Origin of the sequence: Pseudomonas sp. o96-267 (assembly GCF_003935465.1) — a bacterium.
GTDB classification, from domain to species: Bacteria; Pseudomonadota; Gammaproteobacteria; order Pseudomonadales; family Pseudomonadaceae; genus Aquipseudomonas; species Aquipseudomonas sediminis.
Genome location: NZ_RHQP01000040.1, coordinates 1 through 19,835 on the forward strand (window position 1 = coordinate 1; position 19,835 = coordinate 19,835).

Here is a 19,835-nt window from a genome sequence, read left to right on the forward strand (position 1 = left end):
ACGGCCACCAAAGGCTTCAGCGGTTGCACGGTAGAGAACGTTTTCGATAGTCATGGCATTGATCCTTGTCGGTGAGTTAGGGATGGATTGGCTTGCTAATCTTTTGCGAGCTAACCGTTTCCATGGAGCGAACTATATTGCGCAAAACATTAGCGCGCAAGATAAACGCATGGAAGATTTAGCTATACCATCTTGCGCTTATTGGCATAAGCGCGGCTCGGTTCGATGTTTGCTCTGGCGCTCGTCGCGGATATTGAGTGCTTCGCCGGCAGGTCGGTGCGCTGTGTGCACCTGATCAGCTGCCTGGGGCGCCATCTGTGGTAGGCTGTGACGATTTTCACCGGTCCGTCTTTCGACAGGAGTGTTCATGTCACTGACCCGTATTTCCATTGCCCTGGCACTCGCGCTGGGCAGTAGCGTCACCCTGGCTGCCGACCCCGATCAGGCCATTCGCCAGTCGCTCAAGTCGCTCGACGCCAACCTGCCTATCGAGGCCATCGCCGAGAGCCCGATGACCGGTATCTATCAGGTTCAACTGGAGGGAGGGCGTCAGCTCTACACCAGTGCCGATGGTCAGTTCCTGATCCAGGGCTATCTGTTCCAGGTCAAGGACGGCAAGGCCGTGAACCTGACCGAGATCGAAGAAAGCCGTGCGGTGGCACAGCAGATCAACGCCATTCCTGCCAAGGAAATGGTGGTGTTCGCGCCCAAGGCGCCGAAGACCCATATCACCGTCTTCACCGATACCGACTGCGGTTATTGCCAGAAGCTGCACAGTGAAGTACCGGAGCTCAACCGTCTGGGCGTCGAAGTGCGTTATGTGGCTTTTCCGCGCCAGGGCCTGAACAGTCCGGCGGCCAAGGAGCTGGTCAGCGTCTGGTGCGCCAAGGATCAGCAGGACGCCATGAATCGCGCCAAGACTCGCCAGAGCGTTGCTGACGCTACTTGCGATAACCCAGTGGCCAAGCAATATCAGCTTGGTCAGATGATCGGGGTCAACGGCACGCCGGCCATCGTCCTGGCCAACGGCAAGATGATTCCGGGTTACCAGCCGGCGCCGCAGCTGGCCAAAATAGCTTTGGAGTCAAACGACTGAGTGCGGATTGACTAACAAACAGCCGCTTCGTAAGGTGCGGCTCTTTATCTGCGGCCGGGGCATGCTCCGGCCGTTTCGTGCAGTGCTGATGGGGAATTGAGTGTGAAGCCGGTCAAAGTAGGCATCTGTGGGTTGGGCACCGTCGGTGGCGGTACGTTGAATGTACTCAAGCGCAATGCCGAGGAGATTACTCGGCGCGCCGGTCGCGGCATCGAGATTGCCCAGATCGCCATTCGCTCGCCCAAGCCTCAGTACGACACCACCGGCATTACCATGACCAGCGATGTGTTCGAGCTGGTCAACAACCCCGAGATCGATATCGTCATCGAGCTGATCGGTGGCTACACCCTGGCCAAGGAGCTGGTGCTCAAGGCCATCGAGAATGGCAAGCATGTGGTCACCGCCAACAAGGCGCTGATCGCGGTGCACGGTAACGAGATCTTCGCCAAGGCACGTGAGAAGGGCGTTATCGTCGCCTTCGAAGCTGCCGTGGCTGGCGGTATTCCGGTGATCAAGGCGATCCGCGAAGGCCTGTCGGCCAACCGCATCAACTGGCTGGCCGGCATCATCAACGGTACCGGCAACTTCATCCTCACCGAGATGCGTGAGAAGGGCCGTGCCTTCGAGGACGTGCTCAAGGAAGCGCAGGCGCTGGGTTATGCCGAAGCCGATCCGACTTTCGACGTCGAAGGTATCGATGCCGCGCACAAGCTGACCATCCTGGCGTCCATCGCCTTCGGCATCCCGCTGCAGTTCGACAAGGCCTACACCGAAGGCATCACCAAGCTGACCACGGCCGACGTGAACTACGCCGAAGCGCTGGGCTATCGCATCAAGCACCTGGGTGTGGCGCGTCGCACCGAGGCCGGCATCGAGCTGCGCGTGCATCCGACGCTGATCCCGGACGACCGCTTGATCGCCAACGTCAATGGCGTGATGAATGCAGTAATGGTCAATGGCGATGCGGTTGGCAGCACTCTGTATTACGGCGCTGGTGCCGGCATGGAGCCGACTGCTTCGGCAGTGGTTGCCGATTTGGTGGACGTGGTGCGTGCGTTGACCACCGACCCGACCAACCGCGTGCCGCACCTGGCCTTCCAGCCAGACTCGCTGTCCGATCACCCGATCCTGCCCATCGCCGAGTGCGAAAGTGCCTATTACCTGCGCATCCAGGCCAAGGATCATCCGGGTGTGCTGGCTCAGGTGGCGAGCATCCTCTCGGAGCGCGGTATCAACATCGAGTCGATCATGCAGAAGGAGGTCGAAGAGCAGGACGGCCTGGTGCCGATGATCCTCGTGACCCATCGCGTGGTCGAGGCGCGTATCATCGAGGCCATCGCCGCCATGGAAGCGCTGGATGGCGTGACCTCGCCGGTCATGCGTCTGCGCGTCGAACAGCTCAACTAATCCCGTGACCACCCGCCGGCGCAGGCCGGCGGGTGCAGCCGAACGAAGGTTTATCCCATGCGCTATATCAGTACCCGCGGCCAGGCGCCGGCCCTGACTTTCGAAGACGTGCTGCTGGCTGGCCTGGCCAGCGATGGTGGCCTCTACGTGCCGGAGAATCTGCCGCGTTTCACCGTCGAGGAAATCGCTTCCTGGGCCGGTCTGCCGTATCACGAGCTGGCCTTCCGAGTGATGCGCCCGTTCGTTGCCGGCTCCATCGCCGATGCCGATTTCAAGAAGATCCTCGAAGAAACCTACGGTGTATTCGAGCACAACGCCGTTGCGCCGCTGCGTCAGCTCAACGGTAACGAGTGGGTGCTCGAGCTGTTCCATGGTCCGACCCTGGCGTTCAAGGATTTCGCCCTGCAACTGCTCGGCCGCCTGCTCGATCACGTATTGGCCAAGCGCGGCGAGCGCGTGGTGATCATGGGCGCCACTTCCGGCGACACCGGCTCGGCGGCCATCGAAGGCTGCAAGGCCTGCGATAACGTTGACATCTTCATCATGCACCCGCACAACCGTGTGTCCGAGGTGCAGCGTCGGCAGATGACCACTATTTTGGGTGAGAACATCCACAACATCGCCATCGAAGGCAACTTCGACGACTGCCAGGAGATGGTCAAGGCCAGCTTCGCCGACCAGGGCTTCCTCAAGGGCACGCGCCTGGTGGCGGTCAACTCGATCAACTGGGCGCGGATCATGGCCCAGATCGTTTACTACTTCCATGCTGCGCTGCAGCTCGGCGGCCCGGCGCGCTCCATCGCCTTCTCGGTGCCGACCGGCAACTTCGGCGACATCTTTGCTGGTTACCTGGCGCGCAACATGGGCCTGCCGGTCAGCCAGTTGATCGTCGCCACCAACCGCAACGACATCCTGCACCGCTTCATGAGCGGCAATCAGTACGTCAAGGAAACCCTGCACGCGACCTTGTCGCCGTCGATGGACATCATGGTCTCGTCCAACTTCGAGCGCCTGCTGTTCGACCTGCACGGTCGCAACGGTGCAGCCATCGCCAGCCTGATGGACAGCTTCAAGCAGGGCGGCGGTTTCAGTGTCGACGAAGATCGCTGGACCGAAGCGCGCAAGCTGTTCGATTCGCTGGCGGTGGATGACGAGCAGACCTGCGAAACCATCACCGAGGTGTACAAGGAGTGCGGCGAGCTGCTCGATCCGCACACTGCCATTGGTGTGCGCGCCGCGCGTGAGTGCCGTCGCAGCCTGGCGACGCCGATGGTGGTGCTGGGTACCGCGCACCCGGTCAAATTCCCAGAGGCGGTGGAAAGGGCCGGCATCGATGCAGTCCCTGCGTTGCCGGCGCACCTGACCGATCTGTTCCAGCGCGAGGAGCGCTGCACCGTGCTGGCCAATGACCTGAAGACCGTGCAGCAGTTCGTCGCGGCTCACGGTAATCGCGGCAAGCCGCTCTGAGGCGCTCTGCTTCGATGAAACCGGCGCCCTTGTGGCGCCGGTTTCGTTTGTGGCTGGCTCAGAGGGCGAAGATCAGTGCCAGTAACGCCATCAGGATGATCAGGATCAGCCAGATCAGCGCGTTCAGGCGACTGGCTCGCACGACGCCTGCGCCGCGCAGATGCACGGGTGGATCGTTTTCCAGGTATTGATCGATACGGCGTTCGGCTTCCTGCTGATCGTTGGCCAGGTATTCGCTCAGCAGGTCGATGGCGGCCTGACGTTGGCCAGCATGCACGAGCTGGCGTACAGCGGGTGGGAGTTCATTCATGGCACTGTCTTTCTCTCGGGTTGGCGGTCATAACTGAGACCCGGTTAGCGCTTTTTTGCGTGCGCAACGAAGGTACCTGGGGTTTAATTCGACACTTCGCGAATGGATGCGTTTTAGCCGAATCATGGATGAGCCCAGGTGCCTGCCTCTCTTCTTCCCATTCCAGTCCGCTTTTCGGTGGCCTTGCGCCGAGGATGACGGCTGCGCGCTCGTCTGACGAACGGCATCACATTTATCACATGTGAGTTCTTTACATGTTCACATGTAAGGGTCTAGTCTGCCTTTCATGGACAATAAATCATCAGCCCATTACCAGCGTCTTTATCGTCAGCGTCTGCGTGAGCAGGGGTTGATCAAGAAGGAAGTCTGGATCTTGCCCGAGCATGCGCCGTTGTTGGTCGCGTTCGAGCGCAAACTGCGCCAGCCACAGTCACTGCTGGCTTCGATGGAGAAGGAGGAGGGTATGAGCATGCCTCAAGTTTGGACCGCCCAGGCGCTGCATGAAGCGCTGGCGGCAACGGAACTGTTCCAAAGCGCTCAGGCCAGTATCGAGCTGATTCAAGGTGCCGATGCCAGCCTGCACATCACCATGCGTGAGTACGGCGACCTGCCGTTGTTCATCGCTGTATTCGGTGAGCAGATCATCGTCGAGGCGCTGCTTTGGCCGGCGGCGGACGTCAAGGATGCGGCAACCTTCAACGAAGAAGTACTGCGTACCCACAAGCTGTTCCCGCTGTCGTCCATAGGCCTGGAGAAAATGGTCGACGGGCGCGATTGCTACACCATGTTCGGCGCGTTGAGCTCGTCCTCGACCTTGTCCGATGTGGTGTTCGAAATCGAGTTGCTGGCGGACAACGTGATCAAGGCCACCGAAGCCTATGAAGGCTTCCTCAAGTCCGGCGCCTGAGAGGAGAGAAGACGATGAATGTCTGGAGCAAAATGCTGACGGCGCTGCGTGGCGGCGCCAATGAAGTAGGTGAGGCGGTGGTCGATAGTCAGGCCCTGCGTATCCTCGATCAGGAAATTCGCGACGCTGATGTCGAGCTGCGCAAGTCCAAGGAAGCGCTGGCCGAGATCATGGCCAAGCAGAAGCTGGCCAGCGACAAGGTAGACAAGAGCGCAGCGAGCATCGCCGAGTACGAACAGTACGCGCTGAAGGCACTGGACGCGGGTAACGAGACACTGGCCAAGGAAGTCGCCGAGAAGATCGCCAACCTGGAAATCGAACAGGCCAGTGAGCGTGAGCAGGCTGAAGGCTTCGCCGCCAGCGTAGCCCAGTTGCGCAAGGCCGTGACCCAGGCTGAAGGCAACATCAAGCGCCTCAAGCAGCAGGTGGATACGGTCAAGGCCACCGAAAGCGTGCAGAAGGCGCAAATGGCTGTGGCTCAGCGCTACGGTGGCTCGCAAGCCAAGCTGCAGACGGCGGTCGAGTCGCTCGAGCGCATCAAGCAGAAGCAGGCCGAGCGTGCGGCGAAGATGGAGGCTTCGGCTGAACTGGCTGCCACCAGCGCGCCGGACGATTCGCTGGAAGCCAAGCTGCGTGCGGCTGGCATCAAGGCCGACAACGCCAGCGCCGACAGCGTGCTGGCCAGGCTGAAGGACAAGTCCAAGGCCTGATCAGAGGCGCATGAATCGGCAGGTGCGAACCATCGCACCTGCCGTATGGATTCGGGAAAAGGAAAGCCATGGAACTCTTCCTGCAGACAGCTCTGTCATTCCCCACCGCTATCTACAGCTTCCTGCTGTGCGTGGCGGTCATCTACTGGTTGGTCGTCGCCGCCGGTTTGCTTGAGGTCGATTTGCTCGACGTCGAGGCCGATTCGATGATGGAAGGTAGCGGCCAGACCGAAGGCCTAGCCGGCCTGCTCTACAAGCTCAAGCTCGACGGTGTGCCGGTCACTCTGGTGCTGACGCTGCTGTTCTTCTTTGCCTGGTTCGCCTGCTACTTCATCGAGCTATGGCTGCTGCGTCACCTGCCGTTGGGCATCCTGCGTTATCCGCTAGGGCTGGTGATCATCGCTGGCGCCCTGGTGCTGGCTGCCCCCCTGTGCGCGGCAATCTGCCGGCCGCTGCGGCCGCTGTTTCACAAAATCGAGGCGGTCAGCAGCAAATCGGTATTGGGCCAGGTGGCCGTGGTGCGCAGCGGCCGTGTTACTGCCACTCATGGTGAGGCGGTGCTGGAAGATGGCGGTGCTGGTTTGATCCTGCGGGTACGTGCCGACGAGGCACTGGGTTTCAAACGCGGCGACCGCGTCGTGCTGCTCGAGTACCTGGCGGCCGAACACGCCTATCGCATCATCACCGAAGAAGAGTTTCGCGGCGTCTAGCCGACCATTCGTACGTAACAGAGGGCTGGCAGAGTGGGGCGTAGCCTAACCTGCCTGCACAACTAGCAAAGGAGTAGAGCTGTAATGGAAAACGTCATTCCCTTCATCGTCGGGGCAGGGCTGGTCGTCCTCTTCATCATTGCCCTGATCGCCTTGTTCAAGGCCTTCTACATCAAGGTTCCGCAGGGCACCGCGCTGATCGTCAACGACATGAGCTCGACGCCCAAGGTGCACTTCACCGGCTCCTTGGTGTACCCGGTGATCCACCTCAAGGAGTTCATGAAGATCTCCCTGATCACCCTGGAAGTCGATCGCCGCGCGAAGGATGGCCTGATCTGCCGCGACAACATGCGCGCCGACATCACCGTAGCCTTCTACCTGCGCGTCAACGAAACCCAGGAAGACGTGCTCAAGGTGGCCAAGGCCATCGGCGTGGAGCGTGCTTCCGACCGTGCGGCGGTCAACGAACTGTTCAACGCCAAGTTCTCCGAGGCCCTGAAGACCGTCGGCAAGCAGTTCGATTTCGTCCAGCTGTTCGAAAATCGCCAGGACTTCCGTGATCGCATCGTCGAGGTGATTGGCAACGATCTGAACGGTTACGTGCTCGAAGACGTGGCCATCGATTACCTGGAGCAGACCGCCAAGCACTCGCTGGACCCGAGCAACATTCTCGATGCCGAAGGTATCCGCAAGATCACTGAGCTGACCGCTGCGCAGAACGTCATCACCAACGAACTGGAACGCAACGAAGAGCTGGCGATCAAGAAGAAGAACGTCGAAACCCGCGAAGCGACCCTGTCGCTGGAGCGTCAGCAGGCCGATGCTGAAGCGCGGCAGAAGCGCGAGATCGAGACCATCCGTGCCCGTGAGGAAGCAGAGACCCTCAAGGTGCGCGAGGAAGAGCGCCTGAAGGCCGAGCAGGCCCGCATCCAGACCCAGCAGGAACTGGACATCCGCGCCGAGAATCACCAGCGCGAAGTGGAAGTGGCCCAGCAGAACCGCCAGCGTGCCGTGGTCATCGAGGTGGAAAAGGTTACTCGTGCCAAGGATCTGGAAGTGGTCTCCCGCGAGCGCGAGGTCGAGCTGCAGCGCATCGAGAAGGAAAAGGCGCTGGAAGAGGAGCGCAAGAACATCGCCGCCGTGGTGCGCGAGCGTGTTGCGGTCGAGAAGACCGTGGCGCAGGAAGAAGAGCGCATCAAGGAAGTGCGTGAAGTGTCCGAGGCCGAGCGCTTGAAGCAGGTCACCGTGCTCAACGCTCAGGCCGAGGCCGAGCAGGAGCTGGTGCGCCAGGTCAAGCAGGCCGAAGCCGACGAAACCCGTTCCAAACACAAGGCAGTGGAAATCAACAACCTGGCCCAGGCCGAACTGGAAGCAGCCGCCAAGAGCGCCGAAGCCAAGAAGAAACTGGCCGAAGGTATCGAAGCCGAGCGCGCCGCACCTGGCCTGGCCGATGCGCGAGTGCGTGAAGTCACTGCCGCAGCCAAGGAGAAGGAAGGTCTGGCCGAGGCACGCGTGCAGGCTGAGCGCCTGATCGCCGAAGCCAAGGGCGAGCAGGAGAAGGGGCTGGCGCAAGCGCGTGTCACCGAAGCGCAAGCAGCTGCCAAGGAAAAAGACGGCCTGGCCGACGCCAAGGTGCTGGAAGAGAAACTCGGCGCCCAGGCGCGTGGCGAAGAGCAACTTGGCACCGCCAAGGCCAAGGCCACCCAGGATCTGGGTATGGCCGAAGCGCAGGTACTGTTGGAGCGTCTGAACGCCGAAGCAGAAGGTCTGGGCAAGAAGTTCGGCGCGCTGGATTCGCTCAGCGACAACGCTCGCCAGCACGAAGAGTTCCGCATGCAGCTGGAGAAGAGCTTCGAGGAGGCCATGGCCGCCATCGCTGCGAACAAGGACATCGCCAAGGATCAGGCCGAGGTGCTGGCTACCGCGCTGGCCAAGGCGAAGATCGAGATCGTCGGCGGCGAAGGCGACTTCTTCAACTCGTTCGCCAAGTCGTTGTCGGTGGGCAAGGCCATCGAAGGTGTGGTGGGCAAGAGCCCGGTGGTGCAGGACGTGCTGTCGCGCTTGCTGGCCGGCAAGGCGGCCGCAGCGCCGGTGGCCGCACCAAGCGCAGGGCCTGATCAGGCCTGAGCGCGTTGCCTGTAGGGTGGGCTTCAGCCCACCACTGGCGACACGAGCGGCGGACAAAAAAGAGCGTTGTCCACCCTACCGGCCACAGCATGCCGAGCCTTGTGGGAGGGGCTTTAGCCGCGAACCTCCCACGCATTTTCCAGACCCTTGCCCTGCTGATCGGGCGAGGGTGCTCGATGCCGAATATCCAGGAAGAACACGATGTCGGACGCACAAACACAGGACGTATTGGACAAGGCTGTCGCCGAAGGCGGTGCCTACGAGGTGCTGCAGCGGCGCCTGCAGGAGCAGGGCCAGCGCCTGCGCAGTTTGACCGAGACGCTCAATGGTCAGCGTCTGGCCGAGTTCGGCAGCAGCGCTATGGAGGCTATCGGTCGGGTGCGTATCCGCACCGAGAACAACTGCATCGCCCGCGATATCGTCCAGGTCGGTGAATGCCTGCTGTTCGGCTACAACGTGTTCCTGGGGCTGAAGAAGGAAACCAGCGTCGCCGACGTGTTCTCCCTCTACCGCCTGGTGGAAACCCCTGACGGCTTCGATGCCGAGTCGGTGCCGCTGGATGGCAGCTTCCTGGCCCAAGCCAGCTTCGTCGCTGACTTCAACGAGCTGTACACCTACTACAAGAACACCCGCCTGCTGCAACTGGCCATCCGCGACGGCAAGCTGCTGGCGAGTTTCCAGATCGGTGAGCGCATTGCCGACATCCGCGTGTTCCGCTGGTCGATCTCCACCGACGGCAAGGATGTCCGCTATATCGACAACCGCGGTGAGCGCGATATCGCGTTGCCGGCGCCGTTCGACTTCGAGTGGCAGAAGACCACCCGCGAGATGGTGGTCATGGGCCGCCATCCGCACGTGAACATCCTCGACAGCGTATTCGTCGAGACCGTCGGTGGCGATCTGACCATCAAGGTCGAGAACAATACCCAGGACGGTCAGGGTATCTACCGCGAAGCAGTGGTCGACAAGACCCAGTCGCTGGATGACGCGCAGATCGAATACGCGCGCCTGGGCAGCCTGATCCTGCTGAAGATTCTGCCGTATCGCGAGGAGCAGTGGCGCTACCTGGTATTCAACAGCCTGACCAATCAGGTCGAGCGCATCGACGCCATCGGCCTGGCCTGCGTGCAGTTGCCGGAAGACCACGGCATCATCTTCCCCGGTGGTTATTACCTGCAGAACGGTGAGCACAAGACCTTCGAGCAGTCGATGCTCGGCATGCGCTTCAAGCGCTCGGTGCGCTCGCCCAACGGCGAAGACGTGCAGTACATCTTCTATCACCCGGAAGAAGGCCGCGCGGCGCTGTTCACCTACAACATGATCAATCGCCAACTGCACAACCCGATCTTCGGCCACGGCTACGCACGCCTGGAAGACGGGCGCATGGTGATCTTCTCCGCCGAGGGCAGCGAGCCGACCCGCATCCATCCGATGCAGATCTGGCAAACGCCGTTCGAGAGCGAGGACTACGCCGCTCGCCAGCCGGCGCGCAGCGGTTTCTTCGGGCGCATCGGCAATGCCGAACTGGTGCGTGGTGTGTCCGATCTGCTCAATCTGAGCCGCGAGATCGACAGCCGCGAAGTGTCGGTGGCGCGTTACACACAGCTGTGCCAGAACACTCGCCGGCTGTTCGATATCTACCATTGGCTGGGCGATGCTCAGTGCGCCGAGCTGGCGCCGCTGTTGCGCGAAGTGGCTTCTACTTCCGAGCTGGTATTGGATGAGTTCGAGAAGGTCGAGAGCATTCGCCAGCAGTCCGCCCGCGCCATGGCCGAGGCCGAGACGCGGCAGAAGAGCTTGCTCTCCGGCCTGCTGGTCGACAGCTGGGACGAGGTGCAGCACTTCGTCGAGGCGCTCAATACCATCACCGCGCAGCGCGGCCAATTGCTGACCATCCGCGATTACCGCTATATCGACGTGGCGCGTATCGACGCCATGGAAACCGAACTGCTCGAAGCGCAGGAACGCGTGGCCGGGGCTACCTCGACCTTCCTCGCCAGCGATGCGGCGCTGCAACCCTATGTGCAGCGCCTCGCTGAGCTGGACGGCCTGGCGCAGAAGGCCGATACCGTCACCCAGCTCAATGAACCACTGGTCGAGATGCAGGAGATGGCCGGCAACCTCGACATGCTGTCGAGCCTGATGGCGTCGCTGAAGATCGATGACGCCACCCAGCGTACTGCCATCGTCGAATCGATTTCCGAGGTATACGCCCGGCTCAACCAGGCCAAGGCGCGTGCCGAGCAACGGCGCAAAGGCCTGGGCTCGGCCGAGACGGTGGCGCAGTTCGGCGCCCAGTTCAAACTGTTCGGCCAGGGCATCACCAACGCCCTGGCGCTGGCCCAGGACCCGGAGAAGTGCGACGAACAGCTGTCGCGTCTGCTGGTGCAACTGGAAGAGCTGGAAAGCCAGTTCGGTGATCAGGAGCAGTTCCTCAGCGATATCCTCGGCAAGCGCGAAGAGCTGCTGGAAACCTTCGAGGCACACAAGCAGAGCCTGCTCGACGAGCGTCAGCGCCGCGCCCAGGGCGTGCTCGATGCCGCCCAGCGCATCCTCGACAGCCTCGTCCGGCGCACCGCACGCCTGACCCAGATGGAAGAGCTCAACGCTTTCTTCGCCGCCGACCCGCTGATTCTCAAGCTGCGCGAAATGGCCGAGCGCCTGCGTGAGCTCAAGGACAGTGTCAAGGCCGATGACGTCGAAGCGCGTCTGAAGGCTGCACGCGACCAGGCGGTACGTGCCCTGCGCGACAAGAGCGAGCTGTTCGAAGAGGGCGGCAACGTCATCAAGCTCGGCCCGCGTCACCGCTTCAGCGTCAACACTCAGGAACTCGACCTGACCCTGATGCCGCGCGGCGATGCGCTGTATCTGCACCTGACCGGTACCGATTTCCTCGAACCGCTGCGCGACGAGACGCTGGAAGGCCTGCGCGACTACTGGCAGGTGTCGCTGGAGTCCGAGTCGCCTTCGCTGTACCGCGCTGAATACCTGGCGGGGCTGGTGCTGGACGCGGCTCTGGGCGGGTGTGAAGGACTGACCCTGGATCTGCTCAAGACCCATCTGGCGCAGCCAGATGACCTGACCCGGCTGATCCGCGACTTCGCTGCGCCGCGCTACAAGGATGCTTACGAGAAGGGCATCCACGACCACGATGCGGCGCTGATCCTGATCCAGCTGCTGCCACTGCGCGAAAGCGCCGGACTGCTGCGCTACGCGCCGGCAGCGCGCGGTTTCGCCGCGCTGTTCTGGAACCGCTGGGGGCAGGACATCGAGGCCGAGCTATGGCCCGAGCGCGCACGCAGCAGCCTGCATCTGCGGCAGATGTTCGGCAGTGAAGATGGCGTACTGCGCTTGCAGGAGGAGATCGCGGCAGCGATGCAACGCTTCCTCGCTCAGCACCCGTTGGCCGTGGACACCGCTCAGCGCCAGGCGGCAGCCGCCTACCTGGTCGAGGAGCTGGCGGCCAAGCCCATCGAGTTCACCTTCAGCAAGTACGCCCGGCAACTGCTCGATAGCCTGCAGCAGCGTATGCAAGCCAGCCATGTCTGGGACGACTACCGCGAGGCGCTGAACAACCTGCGCGGCCGCCCGGTGCAGCGCTGGTCGCTGGCGCAGACCTGGATCGATGGCCTGTGTGCGCAGGATGAAGCGCTGGCCGAGCTGGCCGAATACATTCCCGAAGCCGTGGCCATCAGCATGCTGGACGATGAGTTCCCACGACGCTTCACCGAGGTCGACCTGCGCTTCACTGTCAGTGGGCTGCTCGGCGATCATCCGCGCGTGCAGGATGGCGCCCTGGTGCTGGCCATCGATGACTACTTCGCCCGCCTCGAGCAGCACCGTGGCCACTTCGTGCCGCAATTGCAGCGTTACCAGGCGCTGCGCCAGGAGGTGATCAACCGCGAGCGTCAGGCCCTGCGCCTGAGCGAGTTCAAGCCGCGGCCGCTGTCGTCGTTCGTGCGCAACAAGCTGATCAACGACGTATACCTGGGCTTTATCGGCGACAACCTGGCCAAACAGATGGGCACCGCTGGCGAGAACAAGCGCACCGACCTGATGGGCCTGCTGATGCTCATCTCGCCGCCCGGCTACGGCAAGACCACGCTGATGGAGTACGTGGCGCATCGCCTGGGGTTGATCTTCATGAAGATCAACGGCCCGGCACTCGGCCACGAGGTGCGCTCCATCGACCCGGCGCAGGCGCCAGATGCCACTTCGCGCCAGGAGCTGGAAAAGCTCAACCTGGCGCTGGAGATGGGCAACAACGTGATGCTCTACGTCGACGACATCCAGCACACCCACCCGGAATTCCTGCAGAAATTCATCTCGCTGTGCGACGGCACCCGGCGCATCGAAGGTGTGTGGAAAGGCAAGACCAGGACCTACGACATGCGCGGCAAGAAATTCTGCGTGGTGATGAGCGGCAACCCGTACACCGAGTCCGGCGACGTGTTCAAGATCCCCGACATGCTCGCCAACCGCGCCGACATCTACAACCTCGGTGACACCCTGGGCGGTATGCAGGAAGCCTTCGCGCTGTCCTACATCGAGAACGGTCTGACCTCCAACCCGGTGCTGGCGCCGCTGGCTACCCGTGACATGGCCGATGTCTATCGCTTCGTCGCCAAGGCCGAGGGCAAGCCGTTCTCGGCCAATGAGCTGTCGCACACCTACAGCGCTGCCGAGATCAACGAAATCACCTCGACCCTGCAGCGTCTGATGCAGATTCGCGACGTGGTCGGCCGGGTCAACCAGCAGTACATCGTCAGCGCCGCGCAAGCCGACAGCTACCGCACCGAGCCACCGTTCAAGTTGCAGGGCAGCTACCGCAACATGAACAAGATGGCCGAGAAGATCAGCCCGGTGATGAACGATACCGAGTTGCTGCAGCTGATCGCCGACCACTATCAGGGCGAGTCGCAACTGCTCACCACCGGCGCCGAAGAGAACCTGCTCAAGCTCGCCGAGCTGCGTGGCAACATGACGCCGGAGCAGGCTGAGCGCTGGACGCAGATCAAGCGTGACTTCCTGCGTAACAAGGCCATGGGCGGCAGCGATACGGACGTTGGAGGACGCGTGGTGGCGCAGCTCAACGACCTGGTCGAAAGCGTGCGCGGTCTGGGGGCGGGCAAGACGTCGGCCAGCGAAGCGCCGGGTATCCCCTGGGAGCAATTGCTGGCCGGGCTGGATAGCCTCGGCAAACTGCGCCCGCAGGTGGAGGTGATCGCGCCGCCGCAACCGGGCACGCAAAAATTGCTCGAGAACCTGGCCGATAGCCTGGAAAACAGCTTTCTGCCGCTGATCAAGGCGATGGACAAGAAGATCGACATCGATTTGCGCACCCACAACCGCATGCTGGAAATCTCCACCCAACTGCGTGACCTCGGCACGCTGCTAGGGCAGGAACAGCGCAGCGACGCCTCGGATAACGAGGCGCCGTGAGGCGAGGCTGGCTGATCGAGCTGCGTCCGCTGTTGGTGATCAGCGGCGCGATGCTGCTGGTGCAACTGGTCAATGGCGCCCTCGGGGGCGCCCTGAATGTCTGGGGACTGTTGCCTCGGTATATCGAGGCGCTGCCCGGCATTCTCCTCGCGCCCTGGCTGCATGGCAGCTGGGCGCATCTGCTGAGCAACCTCAGCGGCCTGCTGGTACTCGGCAGCCTGGTGCTGCTGCGCTCGCGCCGCGATTTCTTCTTCGCCAGCGCCTTTATCATCATCGGCAGTGGCGTGCTGGTCTGGCTGTTCGGTCGTATCGGCCTGCATGTCGGCGCCAGTGGCTGGCTGTTCGGCTTCTGGGGACTGCTCCTGGCACGCGCCTGGTTCGAGCGCAGCTTGCTCGATCTGCTGTTGGCCGTGCTGGTGTTCTTCCTCTACGGCGGCTGGTTCTTCGGGCTGCTGCCGCGTGCCGGTGTTTCCTTCGAATACCACCTGGCGGGGGCTTTTTGCGGTGTTCTCTACGCTGCATTAAGCCGTCGTAATCATCGATAAAAGGGATTTTGCATGGACTTCAATCGCCTCGATCAGCAACTGCGCGACAGCCTGGCCGACCTGCGCCTGAGCAATGAGGAGCGCGACGAGCTGCGTCAACTGGGCAGTGAACTGAGCGCCGATCAGGTGCGGTTCATGCGCAACCGCGCTTTTGCGCTTGCTCGTGAACTGATGCGTGCACCGGAGAACGTCGAGCCGGCGCTGAAATGGCTGGAGCAGGTGATCAAGACCCTCGACAGTGTCAGCAGCGCGCCGCGCGTGGAACATGCCAGCGCTCACTTCAGTCCGGGCGAGAGCTGCCGGCGCAAGATCCGCGAGCTGTGCCGGGAGGCACGCAAGAGCGTGGATATCTGTGTCTACACCATCTCCGACGATCAGCTCAGCGAAGAGGTGCTCGCCTGTCATGAGCGCGGTATCGCCGTGCGAGTGATCAGCGACAACGAAAAGCAGTTCGATGTCGGCAGCGACATCCAGTGGCTGCGTGACAAGGGTGTGCCCCTGCGCATCGATGCCGGGCCCTTTCACATGCACCACAAGTTCGCTCTGTTCGACGGTCGTCTGCTGCTCAACGGCAGCTTCAACTGGACGCGCAGCGCCACCACCAGCAACGAGGAAAACCTGCTGGTGATCGATCACCCGCAACTGGTGGCAGCCTACAGTCGTGAATTCGAAGCGCTCTGGGCCCGTTACGCAGGTAACTGATGAACCATCCTCACGCTCACCAGCTGCTGGGTTTCTATCGCAGTTGCTACCTGGCCGATAGTCGCGACCTGGACCTGGACAACCTCGGCAAGTTGCCTGCCAACCGCTGGGCCTGGCTCGAGGGGCGCGAGGAGCTGGCCAGTGGCGGTGTGCCGCTGTTGCCGTTGTCGGCCGAGCTGGGTCATGGCCTGGCCGAGGCGCAGGCGCTGTATCAGCGTGAGCTGCAACTGGTCTACGGCGTGCTGCCGATCTGTGGACGGCTGCAACTGGAGAGCGGTGGTTCGCAGACGATCTGCGGCCCGCTGTTCTATTACGAGGCGAGCCTGCAGCCGACGACGGATGGGCAGAGCCACTTGCTCGCCATCGACCCGCAGCAGGTGCATGGCAACTGGCGTCTGCTGCGACGTCTGTTCGATGAAAGCGGCAACGCTAGCCTCGATGGACTGCCACTGCCGACAGGCACACTGGATGCGGCCTCGCTGGGCCAGTTGCTCGCCTGGGTGGCGCGCAATACACAGGTGCGTGAGGTCAGCGAGGCCGCTGGTTTCCCGCAGTTGGTAAGCGATGAGGTGTTGGCCAAGGCCCTGCGGCGTCGCAGTTTGTCGCTGCAGGCCGGCGCCTTCGTCGCGCTGGTGCCGCGCGGCAGCGGTAGCCGTGGCATCGCCCATGAGTTGCAACTGCTGCAGGACGCCGAGCGGCTGTCGCCCGCCTTGTTGCAACTGCTGGGTGAAACACCTGCTGCGCAAACGGCAGGCTCGACCAGCAGGCCGCAGCGCCTGCCGGCGCAGCTCAGCGCTGCCCAGTGCCAGGCGCTGGCCAATGCCGCGCGCCACCCGCTGAGCCAGATTTCCGGCCCGCCCGGTACCGGCAAGAGCTACACCCTGGCGGCGCTGGCGCTGGATCGTTATCTGCAGGGTGAGAGCGTGTTGCTGGTCAGCCGCAGTGCCCAGGCTGTGCGCGTCATCGCGCACAAGTTGCGGGAGGATTTCGGCCTGCGCGACGGCGTGCTCGAAGGCGATGGACAGAGCCTGCGCCAGGCCTTGCGCGAGCGCCTGGAGCGGTTACTGCAGGGGGAGTTCGAGTGGGTGTCGGAGCAGGTCGAAGAGCGTCAGCGCAGCGAGCTGGAAGTGCTGACCGAGGCCGAGCGGCTCCTGTCGGCAGATTTTCGTAAGCGCTGCGAGCAGGCCGTGCGCTGGAGCCGCCTGTTGCTGCGTGCCGAACGTGGCAGCCTGGCTTTCTGGCAGCGCTGGTTGCAGGTGCCCTGGGTGCGCAAACGTATCGGCAACAGCGTGCGCCCCTGGGCATTGCTGGATGAGTTGCGTGATTGCCAGCAGCGCCGCCAGCTTCTCAGTCGTGAGCACCTCAATAGCCATCGCGCCCTGAATCTCAAGCGCCTGCTGGTCAGCGACCGCGCGCTGTTCGTGCGCTACAACCAGGCCATCCGTGCGCGCAATTCGCAACGCCAGCTGGCGCTGTTCGAAGGTATCGATCCTGCGCATCTACTGGCCGCTTTTCCGATCTGGGTGGTGACCCTGGACGAGCTGCACCGCCTGTTGCCACTGCGTCCAGAACTGTTCGACGTGATGGTGATGGACGAGGCGACCCAGTGTGATATCGCTTCGGCGCTGCCGGCTTTCCAGCGCTGCAAGCGTGCCGTGGTCACCGGCGACGCGCGTCAGCTGCGGCATATCTCCTTCCTTTCCCGCGTACGCGAAACGCAACTGCTGCAGCGCGCTGGCCTGCAGGCCGAGGAGCGAGAGGCCTGGAGCTACCGCGACAACAGCGTGCTGGATCTGGTCGGATTGCAACTGGCCAGCCAGGAGGCGGTGGTGTTTCTCGACGAACACTTTCGCAGCCGTCCGGCGCTGATCCGCTTCAGCAACGAGCTGTTCTACGACCAGCGCTTGCGCGTGATGAAGGAGCGGCCCGGCCTTGATGCCTGCGACAGCCTGCAACTGCTGCGTATCGACGGCCAGCGCGGGCGCAACGGTGTCAATGAGGCGGAGGTCGAGCGGGTGCTGGAGCTGATCACCGCGCACCTGGCCGAGTACCAGGGCAGCCCGCTCAAACCCAGCATCGGTGTGCTGTCGCCGTTTCGCGATCAGGTCGAGCGCATCCGTTTGCGCATCGGCGAAACGCTGCCGCTGGAACAACTGCGCGAGTTTCGTCTGCTGGTGGATACGCCATATGGCTTTCAGGGCGAGGAGCGCGACCTGATGATCCTCAGCTTCGCCATCGGTCGCGAATCGAGCCAGGCGGCCAACTACCTGAACCGTGCCGACCTGTTCAACGTCGCCATAACCCGTGCCCGTGAACGCCAGGTGCTGCTGTTCAGTGGTGACGAGCGACAGCTGTCCGCCATGCATCTGCTGCGCCGCTACCTGGAATTCCTGCAGAAACCTGGTGTCAGTTGGCAGGCGGGAGCCGTGGAGGACACCCGCCAGAACTTGTGTCAGGCGCTCGAAGGGCAGGGCGTCAGCGTGTGGAGCCACTACCCACTGGCGGGACAGGTGCTGGACCTGTTCTGTCGACGCGGCGACAAGTGCCTGGCCATTGACCTGATCGGCTTTCCGGGGGAGGGCGAAGGCTTTCTCGAACTGGAGCGCTACCTGGTGCTGGCGCGCGCTGGTCTGGAGACCTTGCCACTGAGCTATGGTCTATGGCACGAGGCGCCGGAGCAGGCAGTGCAGGCGGTACTGGCACGGCTTTGACGCTTCATTCGCGGGCTTTCTTGACGCGCGCGGCGATCGTGGCCTAGGCCTTAGAGCCTGTTTACGATCTCGCGAGCTAGAGCGATACAAGGCAAAAACAAGCGAGGAAGCGCAGTTTACGAGTGGTAAATGAGCATTCCGACCGGGCTGGCGCTCCAGCTTGTTTTTAACGCAGTAGCGCCGACGCGCAGCAGATCGTAAACAGGTTCTTAGCAGACCATCAAATGTACCGGGGGGCTCATGGCGCTGCGCAACGCTATTCAACTGATCACCTATCCCGACCGCCTGGGGCGAAACCTGGGGGAACTCTACCAATTTCTGGATCGGCATCTGGGCGATGCCCTGGGCGGGGTGCATATCCTGCCGCTGTATCCGTCCAATGCCGACGGTGGATTCTCGCCGCTCACGCACATGGAGGTGGACCCGCGCTATGGCGACTGGGCGGATGTCGAGCGCATCTCCGCGCGCTTCGACCTGTGCGTCGACCTGGTGATCAGCCACATCGCCGACGAGTCGCCGGAGTTTCTCGATTTCGTTGCACACGGCCAGGACTCGCCCTACGCGGATCTTTTCGTGCAGGTCGATCAGTTTGGCGAAATCACCCATGACGACCTGGCCAAGATCCATATTCGCCGGGAGAAGGAGCCGTTTCGCGAGGTGCGGCTGGCCAATGGTGAGACCTGTCGGGTCTGGTGCACCTTCACCGAACGGCAGATCGACCTCAATTACGACTCGCCGAAAACCTACCAGTTGATGGAGCAGTACATGGCCTTCCTCGCGGCGCGCGGGGTCAAGCTGTTTCGCCTGGATGCCTTCGGCTACACCACCAAGCGTATCGGCACCAGCTGCTTTCTGGTGGAGCCGAACGTGTATCGCATCCTCGAGTGGTTCCGCGAGACCGGGGCCAAGTACGAGGCCGAGATGCTGCCGGAGGTGCATGATCACATCAGCTATCAGTACGCCATCTCCCGGCGGCAGATGCGCCCCTACGGCTTCGCTCTGCCACCGTTGGTCTTGCACGCGTTGCTCAGTGGCAGCAGCCGCTATCTGAAAAACTGGTTGCGCATGTGCCCGCGTAATCAGGTAACCGTGCTCGATACCCACGACGGCATCTGTATCCCGGATGTCGAAGGCATGCTGCCCGAGGCGCAGATCCAGTACCTGATCGACGAGGTTTCGACGCGCAGTGCCGACCCGATCATGCGTCGCTCGGCAGTCAACGTGCACAGCGTCGGGGCCATCTACCAGCTGACCTGCACCTTCTACGAGGCCTTGATGCGCAATGACGAGGCCTATATCGCCGCGCGTGCCATCCAGTTCTTCGTGCCTGGTATCCCGCAGGTCTACTACGTTGGTCTGTTGGCAGGCTGCAACGACTTCGACCTGCTCGAGCAGACCGGCGAGGCGCGCGACGTCAATCGTCACTACTACAGCCTCGAAGAGGCCGAGCAGGCCCTGCAGCAACCTCTGGTGCAGCGTCTGCTGGCGCTGATGCGCTTTCGTTGTCAGCATCCGGCTTTCGAAGGGCGTTTCGAGCAGAACTATTCGACTGACGACCAACTGCTGCTGGCCTGGCGCCATGGCGAGCATTACTGCCGTTTGCACCTCGACCTCAGCAGTCTGCAGGCGACGATCGAATACACCGACGCACAGCAGGGTATCTGCCGTATGACCTGTTGAAGGTCGGCGTGGGCCATGCAT

13 protein-coding genes are annotated in these 19,835 nt (G+C 62.3%); 12 read left to right on the forward strand and 1 reads right to left on the reverse strand.

The window, feature by feature from the left end:
* Nucleotides 1–367: 367 nt before the first annotated feature.
* From dsbC to thrC, 3 genes are all read left to right on the forward strand, one after another.
* Complete coding sequence (gene dsbC, locus EGJ86_RS21565; protein ID WP_125836571.1) at nucleotides 368–1,096, forward strand: bifunctional protein-disulfide isomerase/oxidoreductase DsbC; 729 nt, start codon at nucleotides 368–370, stop codon at nucleotides 1,094–1,096.
* Nucleotides 1,097–1,198: 102 nt separating this feature from the next.
* Nucleotides 1,199–2,503, forward strand: a complete 1,305-nt coding sequence (locus tag EGJ86_RS21570; RefSeq protein ID WP_125836572.1) for a homoserine dehydrogenase — start codon at nucleotides 1,199–1,201, stop codon at nucleotides 2,501–2,503.
* 57 nt (nucleotides 2,504–2,560) lie between these two features.
* A complete protein-coding gene (thrC, locus tag EGJ86_RS21575; RefSeq protein WP_125836573.1) occupies nucleotides 2,561–3,970 on the forward strand; it encodes a threonine synthase in 1,410 nt (469 codons plus the stop codon).
* Between the two features lie 58 nt (nucleotides 3,971–4,028).
* Here thrC and EGJ86_RS21580 read toward each other — a convergent pair whose 3' ends face one another.
* Nucleotides 4,029–4,280 carry a hypothetical protein gene (locus tag EGJ86_RS21580; protein ID WP_125836574.1) on the reverse strand — a complete coding sequence of 84 codons (252 nt, stop codon included), beginning with the start codon at nucleotides 4,278–4,280 and terminating at the stop codon, nucleotides 4,029–4,031.
* Between the two features lie 286 nt (nucleotides 4,281–4,566).
* Here EGJ86_RS21580 and EGJ86_RS21585 point away from each other — a divergent pair, with 286 nt between their 5' ends.
* The 9 genes from EGJ86_RS21585 to gtfA all read left to right on the forward strand — a co-directional run bounded on the left by EGJ86_RS21585 (nucleotide 4,567) and on the right by gtfA (nucleotide 19,814).
* Nucleotides 4,567–5,187: a YjfI family protein gene (locus tag EGJ86_RS21585; protein WP_125836575.1), complete on the forward strand. Its 621-nt coding sequence runs from the start codon at nucleotides 4,567–4,569 to the stop codon at nucleotides 5,185–5,187.
* Between the two features lie 14 nt (nucleotides 5,188–5,201).
* Nucleotides 5,202–5,897, forward strand: coding sequence for a PspA/IM30 family protein (locus EGJ86_RS21590; RefSeq protein WP_125836576.1), 696 nt, complete (start codon nucleotides 5,202–5,204; stop codon nucleotides 5,895–5,897).
* 68 nt (nucleotides 5,898–5,965) lie between these two features.
* Complete coding sequence (locus EGJ86_RS21595) at nucleotides 5,966–6,607, forward strand: OB-fold-containig protein (RefSeq protein WP_125836577.1); 642 nt, start codon at nucleotides 5,966–5,968, stop codon at nucleotides 6,605–6,607.
* 84 nt (nucleotides 6,608–6,691) lie between these two features.
* The gene (locus tag EGJ86_RS21600) at nucleotides 6,692–8,734 is read left to right on the forward strand and encodes a flotillin family protein (RefSeq protein ID WP_125836578.1); all 2,043 of its coding nucleotides are present in this window, start codon (nucleotides 6,692–6,694) and stop codon (nucleotides 8,732–8,734) included.
* Between the two features lie 201 nt (nucleotides 8,735–8,935).
* Nucleotides 8,936–14,176 carry a DNA repair ATPase gene (locus tag EGJ86_RS21605; RefSeq protein ID WP_125836579.1) on the forward strand — a complete coding sequence of 1,747 codons (5,241 nt, stop codon included), beginning with the start codon at nucleotides 8,936–8,938 and terminating at the stop codon, nucleotides 14,174–14,176.
* On the forward strand, nucleotides 14,173–14,721 hold the full coding sequence (locus EGJ86_RS21610; protein ID WP_125836580.1) for a rhomboid family intramembrane serine protease: 549 nt from the start codon (nucleotides 14,173–14,175) through the stop codon (nucleotides 14,719–14,721). Before EGJ86_RS21605 ends, EGJ86_RS21610 begins: the two co-directional genes overlap by 4 nt.
* Before the next feature lie 12 nt (nucleotides 14,722–14,733).
* Nucleotides 14,734–15,423 (forward strand): phospholipase D-like domain-containing protein, encoded by a 690-nt coding sequence (locus EGJ86_RS21615; protein WP_125836581.1) that lies wholly within the window; start codon nucleotides 14,734–14,736, stop codon nucleotides 15,421–15,423.
* Nucleotides 15,423–18,134 (forward strand): DEAD/DEAH box helicase, encoded by a 2,712-nt coding sequence (locus EGJ86_RS21620; RefSeq protein ID WP_256672486.1) that lies wholly within the window; start codon nucleotides 15,423–15,425, stop codon nucleotides 18,132–18,134. The genes EGJ86_RS21615 and EGJ86_RS21620 overlap by 1 nt, the downstream gene beginning before the upstream one ends.
* Nucleotides 18,135–18,374: 240 nt before the next feature.
* On the forward strand, nucleotides 18,375–19,814 hold the full coding sequence (gene gtfA, locus EGJ86_RS21625) for a sucrose phosphorylase (RefSeq protein WP_125836583.1): 1,440 nt from the start codon (nucleotides 18,375–18,377) through the stop codon (nucleotides 19,812–19,814).
* Nucleotides 19,815–19,835 lie beyond the last annotated feature (21 nt).

Bases quoted from the DNA above. Each gene is read 5' to 3' on its own strand.
- dsbC (WP_125836571.1), top strand. From the start codon at position 368: ATGTCACTGACCCGTATTTCCATTGCCCTGGCACTCGCGCTGGGCAGT.
- thrC (WP_125836573.1), top strand. From the start codon at position 2,561: ATGCGCTATATCAGTACCCGCGGCCAGGCGCCGGCCCTGACTTTCGAA.
- EGJ86_RS21580 (WP_125836574.1), bottom strand. From the start codon at position 4,280: ATGAATGAACTCCCACCCGCTGTACGCCAGCTCGTGCATGCTGGCCAA.
- EGJ86_RS21585 (WP_125836575.1), top strand. From the start codon at position 4,567: ATGGACAATAAATCATCAGCCCATTACCAGCGTCTTTATCGTCAGCGT.
- EGJ86_RS21590 (WP_125836576.1), top strand. From the start codon at position 5,202: ATGAATGTCTGGAGCAAAATGCTGACGGCGCTGCGTGGCGGCGCCAAT.
- EGJ86_RS21595 (WP_125836577.1), top strand. From the start codon at position 5,966: ATGGAACTCTTCCTGCAGACAGCTCTGTCATTCCCCACCGCTATCTAC.
- EGJ86_RS21600 (WP_125836578.1), top strand. From the start codon at position 6,692: ATGGAAAACGTCATTCCCTTCATCGTCGGGGCAGGGCTGGTCGTCCTC.
- EGJ86_RS21605 (WP_125836579.1), top strand. From the start codon at position 8,936: ATGTCGGACGCACAAACACAGGACGTATTGGACAAGGCTGTCGCCGAA.
- EGJ86_RS21615 (WP_125836581.1), top strand. From the start codon at position 14,734: ATGGACTTCAATCGCCTCGATCAGCAACTGCGCGACAGCCTGGCCGAC.
- EGJ86_RS21620 (WP_256672486.1), top strand. From the start codon at position 15,423: ATGAACCATCCTCACGCTCACCAGCTGCTGGGTTTCTATCGCAGTTGC.
- gtfA (WP_125836583.1), top strand. From the start codon at position 18,375: ATGGCGCTGCGCAACGCTATTCAACTGATCACCTATCCCGACCGCCTG.